This window comes from Novosphingobium sp. (genome assembly GCF_041915465.1).
Lineage (GTDB): Bacteria > Pseudomonadota > Alphaproteobacteria > Sphingomonadales > Sphingomonadaceae > Novosphingobium.
Genome location: NZ_JAYSBK010000074.1, coordinates 1 through 15,527, shown reverse-complemented (window position 1 = coordinate 15,527; position 15,527 = coordinate 1). Strand labels below are relative to the sequence as shown.

Below are 15,527 nucleotides of genomic sequence, written 5' to 3'. Positions count from 1 at the left end.
TGGTCAGCACCCCGCCAAGCAGCGCCATCACGATCAGCAGGCGCATGAACCACAGCGGCTGGATCCACAGCGCGAGGGCGGTGAGCAGCTTGACATCGCCGCCGCCCATCGCGCGCAGCGCAAACAGTACGGCAAGGCCGGCAAAGGTCACGACCGCTACGCCAATCTGCCAGGCCACGTCCGGCCACAGCGACAGGCCGCTGGCCCACCAGAACAGCGGGGCACCCAGCGCGATCGCGGCGTTCAGCCAGTTGTCGATCTGGCGGCGACGGATGTCGGTAAAGGCGGCAACCAGCAGCGCGATTGCCAAGCCCCCCAGCAATAGGTAACGAAAATCTACGTCTGGCATGTATGCCCCCTGATCTCAGGAGGCACGTGTAAGGGGCATGACTTACCAAAAAGTAACCACCCGCAGGAGGATGGAATTAGGCACATGACGGGCGCATGCAAATGATCGACCGGCGTGCTGTTCCGGCCGCTGCCGTGGAAAGCCGCTGGCTGGCGGCCGATGGCCATCAGGTTCGCCGGATCGACTGGGCCGCGCCGGCCGGCGGAGCGCGGGGTTCGCTGTTGTTCCTGCCGGGGCGGGGTGACTTCTATGAGAAGTACCTCGAAACCCTGGACCACTGGCATGACCTGGGCTGGCGGGTAACCGCCGCCGATTGGCGCGGGCAGGCCGGTTCGGGCCGGCTGGGCCACGATGCCGTCACCGGCCATATCGACGATTTTTCGACCTGGGTGGCCGATCTTGCGGGCTTGTGGCGGGACTGGAAGGCGGCGACGCCGGGGCCGCACGTGCTGGCCGGGCATTCGATGGGCGGACACCTGGTGCTGCGCGCGGTTGCCGAACACGCGGTCGATCCCGACGCGGTGCTGCTTTCGGCCCCGATGCTGGGCTTTACCGCCAGTGTCCTGCCCGATGCGGTGATGCATGCTGCGGCGAAATTGATGAAATCGCTGGGCGATCCGGCGCGGCCCGCCTGGAAGTGGAGCGAAAAGCCCGGCCAGCCGCCTGAATCGCGGATCGACCTGCTCACCCACGACCCCGAACGCTACGGCGACGAGCTGTGGTGGCGCGAGAAGCGGCCTGAGCTTGTGATGGGGCCGGGCTCATGGGGTTGGGTCGAGCGCGCCTATGCCTCGATGCGCGGCCTGTTCGAACCCGGCAAGCTTGAAGGCGTCCGCCAGCCGGTGCTGATCCTCGCCACGGACAACGACAAGCTGGTTGGGTTCAAGGCGATTGCCCGCGCGGCGCAGCGCCTGCCCAACGTGACCATGGTCAACTATGGCAAGGCCGCAAGTCACGAGCTGCTGCGCGAAGCCGATCCGGTGCGCGACCTCGCCCTGGCCGAGGCGGATGCCTTCTTGGCAAAGGTGGCAGGCAGCTAGACGCAATGGAGCAAGTCTACGATTTCGCGATTGTCGGCGCGGGGGTCGCCGGGGCTTCGCTGGCGGCAGGGCTGGCGGGGAATGGCCGCGTGCTGCTGCTCGAGGCGGAAGATCGTCCCGGCTATCATTCGACCGGGCGTTCTGCGGCGTTCTGGACCGAAAGCTATGGCGGACCGGGGGTCCAGCCACTGACCACCGCGTCGGGGCCGTTCCTGCAAGAGCATGGCTTCCTTGCCCCGCGCGGTGCGCTCACCCTCGCGCGCGGGGGTGAAGTGGCAGAACTGGAACGCTTTGCCGCTACCTTTTCATCGCTGGGCGTGCGGATCGAACGGCTGCACCGCGCCGCGCTCGATGCCCGCCTGCCGGGTCTGGCGCGCGAATGGGTCGCCGGCGTCTATGAACCCGATTGCTGCGACATCGACGTTGCGGGTCTGCACCAGCACTGGCTGGCCGAGGCGCGCACGGGCGGAGCGGAGCTGTGGTGCCGGGGCCGGCTGGAGCAGGCGCAGCGCAAGTTTGGCGCGTGGGAATTGACGCTCGAAGACGGGCGGACAGCGGGCGCGGCCGTGCTCGTCAATGCCGCCGGGGCCTGGGCCGATTCGGTCGCCGCCGCTGCCGGGGTGCCCGCGATCGGGATCCAGCCCTATCGCCGCACCGTGGCGCAGCTGCGGATGGGCGTACCCGTGCCTGCCGACCTGCCGCTGGTGCTGGGGATCGACGAGCTGTTCTATTTCAAGCCCGAGGCAGGGCGGCTGTGGCTTTCGCCGCACGACGAAACCCCGTCAGAGCCCTGCGATGCCGCGCCCGAGGAACTCGACGTCGCACTGGCGATCGACCGGTTCGAACACGTGGTCGACTGGCCGATCGAGCGGATCGAGCACAAGTGGGCCGGCCTGCGCAGCTTCGCGCCCGACCGGCTGCCGGTCTATGGGTTCGACCCGGCGGCGGAGGGCTTTTTCTGGTTCGCCGGACAAGGCGGCTTCGGCATCCAGACCGCGCCCGCGGCCGCCGATGTGGCCTTGCGCCTGCTGCTTGGCCGCGCACCCGGCACGGTTAATCCCGCGCCCTATCTGCCGATACGATTTCGCTAGCGAATCTACAGGCTTGGGTTACCTTGCGCGCCGTCCTGGTCGCAACCAAAGGAGGACCCCATGGCACACCGTTTCGAGATTCGTAAGAACAAGGCGGGCGAGTTCGTCGCCTATTTCTGCTACAATTCGGAAACGATCTTCTGGACCGAAGGCTACAGCAGCAAGGCGAGCGCCAAGAACGCGATCGAATCGATCAAGAAGAACGGACCCGGCGCCGACACCGTCGATACGACTGCCGACTGAGCAGGGGCGCTAGCCGACCGTAACGCCCAGCGCCGCATCGCTGGCCAGCTTGTCCGCCCGCTCGTTTTCCGGGTGGCCATCGTGGCCCTTGACCCAGATCCACTGGATCCGGTGCGGGCGCACGGCGGCGAGCAGTTCCTGCCACAGGTCGGCGTTGAGCACCGGCTTTTTCTGCGAATTCTTCCAGCCGTTCTTCTGCCAGCCGTAAATCCACTTGGTGATCCCGTCGATCACATAGCGGCTGTCGGTGTGGAGGTGGACTTCGCAGGGCTGTTTGAGCGCGCCCAGCGCGCGGATCACCGCAGTCAGCTCCATGCGGTTGTTGGTGGTGGCGGGATCGTGGCCCGACAATTCCTTTTCGTGGTGCCCCATGCGCAGCACCACGCCCCAGCCGCCCTTGCCGGGATTGCCCTTGCAAGCCCCGTCGGTGAACACTTCCACCCGCTTCATGCCGGTGGCGCTCATGTGTGGTCGAACACGCCAGCGTTGGCCGGATCGGCGTAGAATTCGATCCTGCGCGCAAAGGCCAGCGGATCCTTCTTCACCACCAGCGCATCGGCCGGGGTGTTGAGCCAGTCATAGGCGCGGCTCATGGTAAAGCGCAGCGCCGCGCCGCGCGCCAGCAGCGGCAGGGCCGCACGTTCCGCGTCGCTGAGCGGGCGCACGCTTTCATAGCCTTCGAGCAGCGCGGCCGAGATCGCCGGATCGTAGCTGCGCCCGCTGCCATCGAAGCACCAGGCCGCGTGGGTCACGGCAATGTCGTAGGCAAGCAGGTCGGTGCAGGCGAAATAGAAGTCGATCAGGCCGGTGACCTTCGCGCCCAGCATCAGGACATTGTCGGGGAACAAGTCGGCGTGGATAACCCCGCGCGGCAGGTCGGCGGGCCACTGCGCGGCGAGCAGTGGCAGTTCGCGTTCGACCAGCGCGGCAAGGCCCGGGTCGATCGAATGGAGCCCGTCGTGCCCGCATTCGGCCAGCAAGCGCTGCCATTCGGCCAGGCCCATCGCGTTCTCGCGGCTGCCCGCAAAGTCGGCGGCGGCAAGGTGCATCTGCGCCAGCGCCGCACCCACGGCGCGGGCCTGCGCCGGGGTCGGTTCGCTGACCGAGACGCCGGGCAGGAACTCGATGAGTGCGAGCGCCTTGTCGCCCAGCATCCGGTAAAGCTTGCCCTCGCGGTCATGGATCGTGCGCGGCACCGGACAACCGTGTTCGGCCAGATGATCGAGCAGCGAGAGGAAGAACGGCAGCTCGGTGATGTCGATGCGGAATTCGTACATCGTCAGGATGAAGCGCGCACCGGCCCCATCCTTGCCGGTGGTGTCGATCAGCCAGTTCGAATTCGACACGCCCTCGGCAATGCCCTTGGCGCTGACGAGTTCGCCGACGTCGAACTCGCCGATCAGGCGCCCCATCTCCTCGGCGCCAAGCTGGGTATAGACCGCCATCAGCCTTCCAGCTGCTTGGGAAGCTTGAACACCATCTTTTCCTCGGCCGTGACGACCTGTTCGACGCTGACGGTGCGGATCGCGGCGATCCGCTCGATCACTTCGTTGACCAGTTCCTCGGGCGCGGAAGCCCCGGCAGTGAGACCCATCGCCTCGACCCCGTCGAACCACGCATCCTCGATATCGCTGCCGCGCTGGACCAGCTTGGCAGTCGCGCCGCAGCGTTCGGCCACTTCAACCAGCCGCAGCGAGTTTGAAGAGTTGGGCGCGCCGATCACCAGCACCAGCTCGCACTGGGGCGCGATGGTCTTGACCGCGGCCTGCCGGTTGGAGGTGGCATAGCAGATATCCTCGGCCTTGGGGCCAACGATCTGCGGGAAGCGGGCGCGCAGGGCCTTAACGATGCCCGCGGTGTCATCGACCGACAGCGTGGTCTGCGTAAGGAAGGCAAGCGGCGCATCGGTCGCAAAGTCGAGCGCGGCAACGTCGGCTTCCGTTTCGACCAGCGTGATCGTGCCTTCGGGAACCTGGCCCAGCGTGCCGATCACTTCGGGGTGGCCCTTGTGCCCGACGAAGACGATGTGCCGTCCAGCCTCGATCTGGCGTTCGGCCTGGCGGTGGACCTTACTCACCAGCGGGCAGGTGGCATCGAGCCAGTCCAGCCCGCGCGTCGTCGCCTCTGCGGGCACCGACTTGGGCACGCCGTGGGCGCTGAACACCACCGGCACGCCATCGGGTACTTCGGTCAGTTCCTCGACGAAAACCGCGCCCTTGGCCTTCAGCGCATCGACCACATAGCGGTTGTGCACGATCTCGTGCCGGACATAGACCGGCGCGCCATATCGTTCGAGCGCGCGCTCGACGATTTCGATCGCGCGGTCTACCCCGGCGCAAAAGCCGCGCGGGGCGGCCAGCAGCAAACGCAAGGCGGGCTTTTCGGTTGTCGGAAAGGGAGCGTTCATGTTCGCCCCCCTAGCGGTTTGCCCCGCGCTCGGCTAGGGCGAGCAAACGCAGATTCCAAGGATGCCTTCATGACCGCTCGTTTCCGCCTGATTACCGCCCTGGCTCTCGCCACGGCGCTTGCCGGCTGCAAGTCCACCGGTGATATCGTGATCGATGAAAACGTCGGCATTTCGGCCGTTCGAAGCGCCTGCCCGGGGGTGGGCATTCCCGACTATACCGGCGACATTACCCTGTTCCGCACTGCCGGCGATACCACCGCTGCCAATATCGACGTGGTTGCGGCGATGACCAACGTGCGCAGCCAGTGCAACGACACCGGCGACAAGGTTTACACCGCCGTCTCGTTCGACGTGCTTGCCCGCCGCACCGACACGCGCGGCGCGCGCACGGTGACGATCCCCTATTTCGTCACGGTCCTGCGCGGCGGCACGGCCGTGATTTCCAAGCGCATCGGCAGCGTGACGTTGACCTTTGCCGACGGTCAGGAACGCGCCTCGGCCAGCGGCAGCGGCTCGGCCTATGTCGACAAGGCAGAGGCGACCCTGCCGCCTGACATCCAGCGCCAGATCACCCGCAAGCGCCGCGCCGGCGATGAAGATGCCGCGATCGATCCGCTCGCCAAGCCCGAAGTAAAGGCGGCAATCACCCGCGCGACCTTCGACGTGCTCGTCGGCTTCCAGCTCGATCAGAACCAGCTGACCTACAACGCCACGCGATGATGCGCCGCGCCCGCGCCGATGGCGCGGGCCGCATTCCAGCCGTCCCCCGCGAGCCCGCGCGCTCCGGGGGATTTCCATTTGTGCTCAATTTCCGCTAACCGCCCGCCCATGACACAGCAGACTGCACCGCAGACCACGATCCACGCCGCTTTTGTCGGCCATGTTGCCGCCGCGCTCGATGCGCTGGAAGCCGCGGGTACGATCCCGGCTGGCCTCAATCGCGCCAATGTCGCGGTGGAGCCGCCACGCGATCCCTCGCACGGAGACCTTGCCACCAATGCCGCGATGGTGCTGGCCAAGCCTGCTGGCATGAACCCGCGCGCTCTGGCCGAGGCGCTGGTGGGCGAACTGAAGAAGGTTCCCGCCGTCACCGCCGCCGAAATCGCCGGGCCGGGCTTCATCAACCTGCGCCTCAGCGCGGGAGCATGGCTGGGTGAACTGCGCGCGATCGCGGCGCTGGGCGATGCCTATGGCCGCTCGAGCATGGGCGCAGGCACCACGGTCAACGTCGAATACGTCTCGGCCAACCCGACCGGGCCGATGCACATGGGCCATTGCCGCGGCGCGGTGGTGGGCGATGCGCTGGCCGCGCTGCTCGAAGCCGCCGGGCACAAGGTGATCCGCGAATACTACGTCAACGATGCGGGGGCGCAGGTCGACGTGCTCGCCCGCTCGGCTCACGTTCGCTACCGCGAGGCGCTGGGCGAGGCTGTCGGCGAGATCCCCGAAGGGCTCTACCCCGGCGACTACCTGGTCCCGATCGGTCAGGAACTGGCCAAGGAATTCGGCGACAAGTACGCCAAGGCCCCCGAGAGCGAGTGGCTGGTGCTGTTCCGTACCCGCGCGGTCGCCGCGATGCTGGTGATGATCAAGGCAGACCTTGCGCTGCTGGGTATCCACCACGACCTGTTCAGCTCAGAGGCGGAACTGCAAGCGGCGGGCAAGCCCGACGAGGCGGAGAAGTGGCTGCGCGCGCACGATCTGGTCTATGACGGCCACCTTGAAGCGCCCAAGGGCAAGACGCCGGATGACTGGGAACCGGTTGAACTGCCGTTGTTCCGCTCGACGAAGTTCGGCGACGATCAGGATCGCCCGATCAAGAAGTCGGATGGCAGCTGGACCTATTTCGGCGCGGACCTCGCCTATCACTTCCAGAAGGCGGAAAGTGCCGACGCACTGGTCGACATCTGGGGCGCGGACCATGCCGGGACCATGAAGCGGATCAAGGCCGCCGTCGCCGCGATGACCGCCGGTTCGGGCAAGGAAAAGCCGTTCGAGGTCAAGCTCGTGCAAATGGTCCAGCTGATGAAGGGCGGCCAGCCCTTCAAGATGTCGAAGCGCGCGGGCAATTTCGTGACGCTGGCCGACGTGGTTGAAATGGTGGGCAAGGACGTGGTCCGCTTCACCATGCTGACCCGCAAGCCCGACGCCCAGATGGACTTCGATTTCGACAAGGTGGTCGAAGCATCGAAGGACAACCCGGTGTTCTATGTGCAGTACGCGCACGCCCGGATCCGCTCGACCCTGCGCAAGGGCGCGGCGGAAGGGTTCGCGCCGTCCGCCGATCACCTCGATCTGCTGGGCGAGGAAGAGCTCGCGCTGATCAAGCTGGGGGCGCAGTTCCCGCGTCTGGTCGAAGCCGCCGCCCAGGCGCGCGAGCCGCACCGCGTGGCCTTTTTCCTCTATGACCTTGCCGCCGCGTTTCATGGTTACTGGAATGTCGGTAACGACCGGCCGGAGAAGCGGTTTATCGTTGCACAAGATGGTAACCTTACCGGTGCTAGGCTTTATCTTGCCTCCCAAATCGGGCAGCTAGTGCGCAACGGGCTCGCGCTGCTGGGCGTGGAGGCAGTGGAGGAAATGTGACGATGACGGGTATCGAGGGGGATCGCGACGGTCAGGGTGGCGGCTACGAAGACGGCCATCAGGGTTCGGAAGCGTGGGGTGACCACGATGACGACATGCTGGAAACCCGGCAATTGGACCTCGCCGAACCGGAAGAACGCCTGCCCTGGCTTGAATCGTCGGACGACGATTACGAGGATGACGAAGGTTCCGAAACGGGCCGCCTGCTCGGTTTCATGGTGATGGGGCTGGTGGTCCTGGCGGCAATCGTCGGCGGGATCTGGTGGGCCACGCACCGCGGCCCCGATCCGGCGCTCGTCGCCGACGGCAGCACGATCAAGGCACCCGACCAGCCGTACAAGGAAGCGCCCAAGGATCCGGGCGGCAAGACTTTCGACGGCACTGGCGACAGCAGCTTTGCCGTGTCCGAAGGCCAGAACCGCCCAGCCAAACTGGGCGATCAGCCGGCACCTGTCACGCCGCCCGCGCCGCCTGCCCAGACCGCAGCCGCCGCGCCGGGCGCAAAGCCTGCCGCCGCTGCACCTGCTTCGGGCGGGGTTGGGGTGCAGGTTGGCGCTTTCTCGTCGCAGTCGGCGGCCGAAACCGCCTGGAACAAGCTGGTTACCCAGTCCAACGGCGCGCTGGCCGGGGTTTCGCACCGTGTGATTGCGGGCAGTGCCGACATCGGCACCGTCTACCGCCTCCAGGCGGTGGCTCCCGATGCGGCTGCGGCCAATACGCTGTGCGGCAAGCTCAAGGGCGCCGGGATCTCCTGCCAGGTCAAGTAAGGCGGCGAAGTTTCCACATTTCGAACGGCGCGGGCCTTGCGCTCGCGCCGTTCTGCTGCGACGCCTAGAGTCATGACTCCTGCCATCTTCGGCCTGTCCGGACTGACCCTGACTGCTGACGAACGCGCCTTCTTCAAGGACGCGGACCCGGCAGGCTACATCGTGTTCGGTCGCAACGTCGAAAGCCGGGCGCAGCTGCGCGCGCTGACCGACGATCTGCGCAGCATTCACGGGCGCGAGAAGCTGCTGATCACGATTGACCAGGAAGGCGGGCGCGTCGCGCGGATGAAGCCGCCGGTCTGGGCGGCCTATCCGGCGGGCGCGGTGTTCGACCAGCTGTTCGAGCTTGCGCCTGCCAGCGCGATCGAAGCGGCGCGCCTCAATGCCGAGGCATTGGCCCATGACCTCGCCGAAGTCGGGATCACCTGCACTCACGCCCCCGTGCTCGACGTGCGCGAGGCCGGCACGCACGACGTGATCGGGGACCGCGCACTGGGGCATGAACCGCTGCGGGTGGCGGCGCTTGGCCGCGCCGTGCTGGATGGCCTTGCCGCCGCCGGGGTGGTCGGCACGATCAAGCACATGCCGGGCCATGGCCGCGCCGGGGCGGACAGCCACAAGGAACTGCCGACCGTCACCGCCAGCGATGCCGAACTTGAACGCGACATTGCTCCGTTCCGCGCGCTCGCCCACGCCCCCATTGCGATGAGCGCGCACATCCGCTTCACCGCCTGGGATGCGGAAAATCCGGCGACCCAGTCGCCCTATGTGATCAGCGAGATCATTCGCGGACGGATCGGCTTTGACGGCCTGTTGCTCACCGACGATCTCGATATGGAGGCGCTGGCGGGCACCGTTCCCGAACGGGCCGAACGTGCGCTCGCGGCGGGTTGCGACATTGCGCTCAACTGCTGGGGGCGGATGCCGGACATGGTCGGGATCGCCCAGCGCGCGCCCGCGATGTCGGCGCAAACGGCGGAGCGGCTGGAACGCGCGCTCGAAGGGATACGCCTCGATGGCGCGGCGGGGCGGCAGGCGCAGCTGGTTGGCAGCCGCGATGCGCTGCTCGCCCTGGTGGAGGCGCAGGCATGAACCAGCTGGACGACAGCCCCGCCGTCTCCCTGCCCGAAGATGACTGGCAGGGCATTGCCAGTGGCGCAACCGAGGATTCGGCGCTCTACCTCGAACTCGATGGCTGGGAAGGGCCGCTCGACCTGCTGCTCGATCTGGCGCGGCGGCAGAAGGTCGACCTGCGGCGGATCTCGATCCTCGAACTGGTCGACCAGTACCTGACCTATATCGAGCAGGCCGAGGCGCTGCGGCTGGAACTCGCGGCCGATTACCTGGTGATGGCGGCGTGGCTGGCCTATCTCAAGTCCGCGCTGCTGCTCCCGCGCGAAGAGCAGGAAGATCCGAGCCCCGAAGAACTCGCGCTGCGCCTGCAATTGCGGCTGCAACGCCTTGCTGCGATGCGCGAGGCGGCGGCACGGCTGATGGGGCGTGACCGGCTGGGCCGCGACGTGTTCCGCCGCGGTGCGCCCGAAGGCCTCAGGATCGACCGCAAGGCCCTGTGGCAGTGCGACTGGTTCGCGCTGGTGCAGGCTTACGGGCAGGTCAAGGCGCGCACCGCGCCGGTGGTGCACATGGTGCGCGACCGAATGGTGATGACGCTCGATTCGGCGCTGTCGCGCGTGTCCTCGATGCTCGGCGTCAATCTCGACTGGATGGAGCTGCGCGATTTCCTGCCGCCGCACGCCGATCCCCGGCTCAAGCGTTCGGCGCTGGCTTCCAGCTTCGTCGCCGCGCTCGAACTGGCGCGGCTGGGCAAAGCGGAACTGTCGCAGGAGGAAACCTTTGGCCCGCTGATGCTGCGCGGGATCAAGCCGTGACCCGCCCCGACGATCTGGTTCGCGCGGTCGAGGCGGCGCTGTTTGCAGCCGAAGAACCAATCAGCGCCGATGCGCTGTCGCAGCACCTTGGCGGGGCCGAGGTGAAGGACGCGCTGGCGCAGCTGCAGGCGCACTATTCCGGGCGCGGGATCGAACTCGTCCAGCGCGGCAAGCTCTGGCACTTCCAGACCGCGGCCGATCTTGCCCACCTGCTGCGGCGCGAACGCGAAGAGCCGCGCCGGCTTTCGCGCGCCGCCACTGAAGTGCTGGCGATTGTCGCCTATCACGAACCCGTCAGCCGCGCCGAGATCGAGGCGATCCGCGGCGTGCAGACTGCCAAGGGTACGCTCGACGTGCTGATGGAGGCGGGCTGGGTGCGGATCGTCGGGCGGCGCGAGGTGCCGGGGCGGCCGGTGATTTTCGCGACCACGCCCGAATTCCTCACCCACTTTGGCCTCTCCAGCCGCCGCGACCTGCCGGGGATCGACGAACTGCGCGCCGCCGGGCTGCTCGATCCGGTGGAAGATGCGCTGGCCGCCGCGATGGAGACTGCCGGAGAGGGCGCTGGCGAAGCTGCCGCCGAACCGTCCGGCGAAAGCGACGAAGTGGACGAAGATTCCGCCGATTGACTGGCAAAACCGCCAGACATGTCCTAAATGGGTGGTTCGGGGGCCGTTGGGCCACTTTGCCCGCTGCGTTCAGGAGTTAATTCAATGGGTCTGTCGCTTCCGCACCTGATCGTGCTCGCGCTGGTGGTGCTCGTGCTGTTTGGCCGGGGCCGCATTTCCGAAATGATGGGTGACTTCGGCAAGGGCATCAAGAGCTTCAAGGAAGGCATGGCCGAAGAAACCAAGCCTGCCCCGCCCGCGCAGCAGATCGCGCCGCCCTCGGCGAACACCCAGGCCACGCTCAATGGTGAGACGGTGGTCGATTCCTCGAACCCGTCGCAGCCCCAGTAAGTTCCGCCAGAGCGGCGGGAACAGGCCATGTTCGACATCGGCTGGGATGAAATGCTGTTCACGGTGATCGTGGCGATCGTCGTGATCGGCCCGAAGGATTTGCCGCGCGCGCTGCGCACGGCGGGTCGCTGGATCGGCAAGGTGCGCCGCGTATCGGGCCATTTCCGTGCGGGCATCGAAAACATGATCCGCGAGGCCGAGCTCGAGGAAATGGAGAAGAAGTGGCGCGAGCAGAACGCGGCGATCATGTCCGCGCACCCCGCGCCCGCCACGGCCGAAACGGCGCTGATCGGGCAGGATCCCGGCACCACGCCGGCGGAGGCCGCGCCGGAGGCCGTCGAAGTTGCCGCTGGCGAGGCACCTGCCGTCGCACCTGAAGAACCCAAGGCGTCCTGATGGTCTTCCCGGTTCGTGACATCGATGAAACCCAGGCGCCGCTGCTCGATCACCTGATCGAACTGCGTACCCGGCTGCTGCGCTCAATCGCGGCTCTGGCCATCGCCTTCTTCGTCTGCCTCTACTTCGCCAGCGACATTTTCGGCTTTCTGGTCCGCCCGTTGACCGAGGCCTTTCCGCCGGGGCAGGGCAAGCTGGTCTATACCAAGCTGTACGAGGCGTTCTTCGTCGAGCTGAAAGTGGCGCTGTTCGCGGCCTTCTTCGTCAGCTTCCCGGTGATTGCGAACCAGATGTGGGCCTTCGTTGCCCCCGGCCTCTATGCCAAGGAAAAGAAGGCGTTCCTGCCGTTCCTGGTGGCGACGCCGGTGCTGTTCACTTGTGGCGCCAGCCTCGCCTATTTCGTGGTCATGCCAACCGCGTTCAAATGGATGCTGGGCTTCCAGGGCGAAAAGGGCGGCCTTTCGGTCGAGGCGCTGCCCGCCGCCGGGGATTACCTTGGGCTCGTCATGCAGTTCGTGCTGGCCTTCGGGATCAGCTTCCTGCTGCCGGTGCTGCTGCTGCTGCTCAACCGCGCCGGGATCGTCACCCGCCAGCAGCTGACCGGCATGCGCCGCTATGTGATCGTCGCGATCACCGCGATTGCCGCGATCATTACCCCGCCCGACCTGATGAGCCAGATCCTGCTGCTCGTGCCGATGTGGCTGCTATTCGAAGGCTCGCTGGTAGTGATGTGGTTCGGTGAACGCCGCGACGCCAAGGCCGCGGCGGCCGAGGGGCAATCAACCGAACTGACCGTCACGCCCGACGCCTAGGGTGCCTTGCGCTCCCATACCAAGCGCCCATTGACCCAGGTTTGCAGGACTTTCGTCTCGCGCAGGTCTGATGGGCTCGCCAGCATCGGATCGCGGTCTACCACCAGAAAATCCGCGCGTTCGCCCACCACCAGCCGGCCGAAGCGGCCTTCGGCAAACCCGGCATAGGCGCCGCCACTGGTATAGGCGGCGAGCGCTGCCTCGCGGCTGACGGTTTCCTGCGGCTGCCAGCCACCGAAGGGCTGGCCGTCCGGTCCTTGCCGGGTGATTGCGGCGGCCATTCCGGCGAAGGGATCGGGCAGTTCCACCGGCGCGTCGGAACCGAATGCGAGCTTGGCCCCGCTGGCCGCGACCGAGCGCCAGGCATAGGCCCCGGCCAGCCGGCTGGGTCCCAGCCGGGCTTCCGCCATCAGCCGGTCAGAAGTTTGGTGGACGGGCTGCATCGAGGCGATGATGCCGTTCTTGCCCAGGCTTGGGATATCGACCGGATCGATGATCTGCGCATGTTCGATGCGCCAGCGCCGATCGCCGGTGTAGGTCTGCGAAAGGTCCTCGATCGCGCCGATGACCGAGGCGTTGGCCTCGTCCCCGATGGCGTGGACCGCGACCTGGAAGTGATCGAGCGCGGCGCGGCTCATCAGGTTTTTGAGCTGGGTGTCGCCGGTGATGCGCAAGCCCTTGGTCCCCGGCGCGTCGGCATAGGGCGCCTTGAGGCTTGCCCCGCGCGAGCCGAGCGCGCCGTCGGCATAGAGCTTGACCCCGCCCATCCGCAGCCGGTCCTGATAGAGCCACGGGGTCGGCCCCGGCCCGGCGATCAGCACCATGTTGTCGATGCCCGCGGCGTAGGACATGATCCGGATGCGCAGCGTGCCAAGGTCGCCCGCGCGGCGATAGGTCTGCCAGTCCTCGATCGTGGTGCCCATGTCGGCCACTGCGGTGACGCCGCGTTTCAGGAGCTGTTCCTGCGCCAGCGCAAAGGCAAGATCGCGGTCTTCGGGGCGGGGCGGGGGCACCACGGCTTCGACCAGGCTGGTGGCATTGTCGACGAAGACGCCGGCAGGTTTTCCGCCGGGGGCAATGCGTTCGATCTGTCCGCCCGCAGGCGGCTTGGTTGCGGCGGTAACCCCGGCCAGAGCGATCGCACGGGTGTTGGCCCAGCCGGCATGGCCATCGACCCGCATCAGCCAGACCGGGCGATCGGGCACCACGGCGTCAAGCTCGGCGGCGGTGGGGAAACGCTTTTCCGGCCACAATTCCTGGTTCCAGCCGCGCCCCAGGATCCAGCCGCGATCCGGGTGCGCCTTGGCATAGGCGCCGATCATGGTCAGCGCTTCGCTCAGCGAGCGGGCGGAGGAGAGGTCAAGCGTCAATTCGGCAAAACCGATCGACATCACGTGGACGTGGCTGTCGATCAGGCCGGGCATCACGTACTGGCCCTTGCCGTCGACGAGGTAGTCGACCTTGCCCGGCCGCTTGTCGCCCCGGTGAAAGACCTGCACGATCCGCCCGTCGTCGTTCACCAGCAGGCCGGTGAAATGGTCGATGGCATTGTTCGCATCGAGCGTAACGCCGTCGATGTTGTCGATCAGCGTATCCGCGTGGGCGGGGGCGGTGAAAACCGTCAGTGCGGCGCAGGCCGCCAGCAGATGACGCTTCATTTGCCGCGCCGGGGCAGGCGGCGCACCAGCGCGGACGTATCCTGCCGCCCGCCGCCCATCGCCTGCACTTCGGCATAGAACTGGTCGATCAGCGCCGCGACGGGGAGCGACACGCCGAGCGAGCGGCCTTCCTCCAGCGCCAGGCCCATGTCCTTGCGCATCCAGTCGATTGCGAAGCCGAAGTCGAATTCGTCGCGGCACATGGTCTGCCAGCGGTTGTCCATCTGCCAGCTTTGCGACGCCCCGCCCGAGATCGCCTGATAGACCTTGTCGAGATCGAGGTGCGCGGCTTCGGCAAAACGAAGTGCTTCGGAGAGGGTGGCGAGAATCCCGGAAAAGGCGATCTGGTTGACCATCTTGGTGGTCTGTCCCGCGCCCGCCTTGCCGACGTGGACGATGCGTTTGGTATAGGCTTCCATGATCGGGCTGGCGGCTTCGATCGCATCGTCGCGGCCGCCGCACATCACGGTCAGCTGGCCGTTTTCCGCGCCCGCCTGCCCGCCGGTGACCGGGGCATCGACGCAATGGACCAGCAGGTCGCGCGCCTCGACCGCGATCTGCCGCGCGATCCGGGCCGATACGGTGGTGTGGTCGATGAACACCGCGCCGGGTTTGAGCTTGGTAAACACGCCGGTGGGACCAAGCACCACATCGGCCAGGTCATCGTCGTTGCCGACACAGGTCAGCACCACGTCCGCGCCGTCGGCCGCATCGGCCGGGCTGGTCGCCACCCGCGCGGCGAGGCCGGGGTTGGCTTCCTGCCACTTTTCCAGCCGGGCGGGCGAGCGGTTGTAGATCGTAAGGGTGTGGCCGGCCTTGGCGATATGCCGCGCGATCGCGCCGCCCATTACACCGAGGCCGAGGAAGGATACGTTCTTGGATTGGGTCATGCCGCCACTTTAGGGGGCAATCTGCGCCCGGTCGAGATGGCGATCAGTGGTATTCGAGATAGACCGAGAAATCGCCGTTGTAGATGCCCGGTGCTTGGTTCGCGTTGACGTGGAGTTTGGCCCCGAACTTGACGACCGTTTCGCCGCCCACCAGCTGGACGATCGCGCCCGGGCCGCCGGGAAATTCGGGTTCGGCAAGCATCGGATCGCCCGGGCCGGTGAGGGTGAAGGTCGGATCGAAATTGACCTGCACGAAGGCATCCGATCCGGTCAGGCGAAGTTCCGACACGGCAAAATTGCCGGTGCAGACCAGCGTCGGGTCGCAGGTGCGGCCAGTGGACGAGGGATTGAGATCGAGCACCCCGGCCTGCCCGTTAGAGACGACCTTGCCGAAATTCATGTCGAGCAGGACCGCGAACTGAATCGATTCGAGGATCTGG

The 15,527-nt window shown here is 66.7% G+C and carries 19 protein-coding genes; 12 read left to right on the top strand and 7 right to left on the bottom strand.

Going from position 1 to position 15,527, the window contains the following annotated elements; all coding sequences use genetic code 11:
• On the bottom strand, positions 1-349 hold a 349-nt coding region (locus ACE3SN_RS12290; RefSeq protein ID WP_374530431.1), incomplete at its 3' end, for a prepilin peptidase.
• Between the two features lie 95 nt (positions 350-444).
• Here ACE3SN_RS12290 and ACE3SN_RS12285 point away from each other — a divergent pair.
• From ACE3SN_RS12285 to ACE3SN_RS12275, 3 genes are read left to right on the top strand one after another with little or no spacing between them, the layout of a single operon-like run.
• Positions 445-1,389, top strand: coding sequence for an alpha/beta hydrolase (locus tag ACE3SN_RS12285; RefSeq protein WP_374530429.1), 945 nt, complete (start codon positions 445-447; stop codon positions 1,387-1,389).
• Between the two features lie 5 nt (positions 1,390-1,394).
• Positions 1,395-2,480 (top strand): NAD(P)/FAD-dependent oxidoreductase, encoded by a 1,086-nt coding sequence (locus ACE3SN_RS12280; protein ID WP_374530427.1) that lies wholly within the window; start codon positions 1,395-1,397, stop codon positions 2,478-2,480.
• Positions 2,481-2,540: 60 nt separating this feature from the next.
• Entirely contained in the window at positions 2,541-2,723 is a 183-nt protein-coding gene (locus tag ACE3SN_RS12275) for a YegP family protein (protein WP_374530425.1), read from the top strand.
• A gap of 9 nt (positions 2,724-2,732) precedes the next feature.
• On the opposite strand, the gene rnhA is transcribed toward ACE3SN_RS12275, so the two are convergent.
• Genes rnhA through ispH form a run of 3 tightly spaced genes read right to left on the bottom strand, consistent with a single transcriptional unit; the run spans position 2,733 to position 5,130 of the window.
• Positions 2,733-3,173, bottom strand: coding sequence for a ribonuclease HI (gene rnhA / locus ACE3SN_RS12270; RefSeq protein WP_374530433.1), 441 nt, complete (start codon positions 3,171-3,173; stop codon positions 2,733-2,735).
• 11 nt (positions 3,174-3,184) lie between these two features.
• Positions 3,185-4,168, bottom strand: a complete 984-nt coding sequence (gene thrB, locus ACE3SN_RS12265) for a homoserine kinase (protein WP_374530423.1) — start codon at positions 4,166-4,168, stop codon at positions 3,185-3,187.
• Positions 4,168-5,130 (bottom strand): 4-hydroxy-3-methylbut-2-enyl diphosphate reductase, encoded by a 963-nt coding sequence (gene ispH, locus ACE3SN_RS12260; protein ID WP_374530421.1) that lies wholly within the window; start codon positions 5,128-5,130, stop codon positions 4,168-4,170. The genes thrB and ispH overlap by 1 nt, the downstream gene beginning before the upstream one ends.
• A gap of 69 nt (positions 5,131-5,199) precedes the next feature.
• Here ispH and ACE3SN_RS12255 point away from each other — a divergent pair, with 69 nt between their 5' ends.
• The 9 genes from ACE3SN_RS12255 (at position 5,200) to tatC (ending at position 12,539) form a co-directional block, all read left to right on the top strand.
• Positions 5,200-5,850 carry a hypothetical protein gene (locus tag ACE3SN_RS12255; RefSeq protein ID WP_374530419.1) on the top strand — a complete coding sequence of 217 codons (651 nt, stop codon included), beginning with the start codon at positions 5,200-5,202 and terminating at the stop codon, positions 5,848-5,850.
• 108 nt (positions 5,851-5,958) lie between these two features.
• A complete protein-coding gene (gene argS / locus ACE3SN_RS12250; protein WP_374530418.1) occupies positions 5,959-7,716 on the top strand; it encodes an arginine--tRNA ligase in 1,758 nt (585 codons plus the stop codon).
• A 2-nt stretch (positions 7,717-7,718) separates the two neighbouring features.
• Positions 7,719-8,483: an SPOR domain-containing protein gene (locus ACE3SN_RS12245; protein WP_374530416.1), complete on the top strand. Its 765-nt coding sequence runs from the start codon at positions 7,719-7,721 to the stop codon at positions 8,481-8,483.
• Between the two features lie 72 nt (positions 8,484-8,555).
• Entirely contained in the window at positions 8,556-9,575 is a 1,020-nt protein-coding gene (nagZ, locus tag ACE3SN_RS12240; RefSeq protein ID WP_374530414.1) for a beta-N-acetylhexosaminidase, read from the top strand.
• Positions 9,572-10,372, top strand: a complete 801-nt coding sequence (locus ACE3SN_RS12235; RefSeq protein ID WP_374530412.1) for a ScpA family protein — start codon at positions 9,572-9,574, stop codon at positions 10,370-10,372. Before nagZ ends, ACE3SN_RS12235 begins: the two co-directional genes overlap by 4 nt.
• Positions 10,369-11,001, top strand: a complete 633-nt coding sequence (gene scpB, locus ACE3SN_RS12230) for an SMC-Scp complex subunit ScpB (protein ID WP_374530410.1) — start codon at positions 10,369-10,371, stop codon at positions 10,999-11,001. Before ACE3SN_RS12235 ends, scpB begins: the two co-directional genes overlap by 4 nt.
• Before the next feature lie 84 nt (positions 11,002-11,085).
• Complete coding sequence (gene tatA, locus ACE3SN_RS12225; protein WP_374530409.1) at positions 11,086-11,331, top strand: twin-arginine translocase TatA/TatE family subunit; 246 nt, start codon at positions 11,086-11,088, stop codon at positions 11,329-11,331.
• A gap of 27 nt (positions 11,332-11,358) precedes the next feature.
• Positions 11,359-11,727, top strand: a complete 369-nt coding sequence (gene tatB, locus ACE3SN_RS12220) for a Sec-independent protein translocase protein TatB (protein WP_374530408.1) — start codon at positions 11,359-11,361, stop codon at positions 11,725-11,727.
• On the top strand, positions 11,727-12,539 hold the full coding sequence (gene tatC / locus ACE3SN_RS12215) for a twin-arginine translocase subunit TatC (protein ID WP_374530406.1): 813 nt from the start codon (positions 11,727-11,729) through the stop codon (positions 12,537-12,539). Before tatB ends, tatC begins: the two co-directional genes overlap by 1 nt.
• Here the strand turns inward: tatC and ACE3SN_RS12210 are convergent.
• The 3 genes from ACE3SN_RS12210 to ACE3SN_RS12200 all read right to left on the bottom strand — a co-directional run.
• Positions 12,536-14,197: an amidohydrolase gene (locus tag ACE3SN_RS12210; protein ID WP_374530404.1), complete on the bottom strand. Its 1,662-nt coding sequence runs from the start codon at positions 14,195-14,197 to the stop codon at positions 12,536-12,538. The genes tatC and ACE3SN_RS12210 overlap by 4 nt on opposite strands.
• Complete coding sequence (locus ACE3SN_RS12205) at positions 14,194-15,087, bottom strand: NAD(P)-dependent oxidoreductase (protein WP_374530402.1); 894 nt, start codon at positions 15,085-15,087, stop codon at positions 14,194-14,196. The genes ACE3SN_RS12210 and ACE3SN_RS12205 overlap by 4 nt, the downstream gene beginning before the upstream one ends.
• Positions 15,088-15,130: 43 nt before the next feature.
• The coding region (locus ACE3SN_RS12200) for a DUF4402 domain-containing protein (RefSeq protein ID WP_374530400.1) at positions 15,131-15,527 on the bottom strand (397 nt) is incomplete at its 5' end.

Bases quoted from the DNA above. Each gene is read 5' to 3' on its own strand.
- ACE3SN_RS12285 (WP_374530429.1), top strand. From the start codon at position 445: ATGCAAATGATCGACCGGCGTGCTGTTCCGGCCGCTGCCGTGGAAAGC.
- ACE3SN_RS12280 (WP_374530427.1), top strand. From the start codon at position 1,395: ATGGAGCAAGTCTACGATTTCGCGATTGTCGGCGCGGGGGTCGCCGGG.
- ACE3SN_RS12275 (WP_374530425.1), top strand. From the start codon at position 2,541: ATGGCACACCGTTTCGAGATTCGTAAGAACAAGGCGGGCGAGTTCGTC.
- rnhA (WP_374530433.1), bottom strand. From the start codon at position 3,173: ATGAAGCGGGTGGAAGTGTTCACCGACGGGGCTTGCAAGGGCAATCCC.
- thrB (WP_374530423.1), bottom strand. From the start codon at position 4,168: ATGGCGGTCTATACCCAGCTTGGCGCCGAGGAGATGGGGCGCCTGATC.
- ispH (WP_374530421.1), bottom strand. From the start codon at position 5,130: ATGAACGCTCCCTTTCCGACAACCGAAAAGCCCGCCTTGCGTTTGCTG.
- ACE3SN_RS12255 (WP_374530419.1), top strand. From the start codon at position 5,200: ATGACCGCTCGTTTCCGCCTGATTACCGCCCTGGCTCTCGCCACGGCG.
- argS (WP_374530418.1), top strand. From the start codon at position 5,959: ATGACACAGCAGACTGCACCGCAGACCACGATCCACGCCGCTTTTGTC.
- ACE3SN_RS12245 (WP_374530416.1), top strand. From the start codon at position 7,719: ATGACGGGTATCGAGGGGGATCGCGACGGTCAGGGTGGCGGCTACGAA.
- nagZ (WP_374530414.1), top strand. From the start codon at position 8,556: ATGACTCCTGCCATCTTCGGCCTGTCCGGACTGACCCTGACTGCTGAC.
- ACE3SN_RS12235 (WP_374530412.1), top strand. From the start codon at position 9,572: ATGAACCAGCTGGACGACAGCCCCGCCGTCTCCCTGCCCGAAGATGAC.
- tatA (WP_374530409.1), top strand. From the start codon at position 11,086: ATGGGTCTGTCGCTTCCGCACCTGATCGTGCTCGCGCTGGTGGTGCTC.
- tatB (WP_374530408.1), top strand. From the start codon at position 11,359: ATGTTCGACATCGGCTGGGATGAAATGCTGTTCACGGTGATCGTGGCG.
- tatC (WP_374530406.1), top strand. From the start codon at position 11,727: ATGGTCTTCCCGGTTCGTGACATCGATGAAACCCAGGCGCCGCTGCTC.
- ACE3SN_RS12210 (WP_374530404.1), bottom strand. From the start codon at position 14,197: ATGAAGCGTCATCTGCTGGCGGCCTGCGCCGCACTGACGGTTTTCACC.
- ACE3SN_RS12205 (WP_374530402.1), bottom strand. From the start codon at position 15,087: ATGACCCAATCCAAGAACGTATCCTTCCTCGGCCTCGGTGTAATGGGC.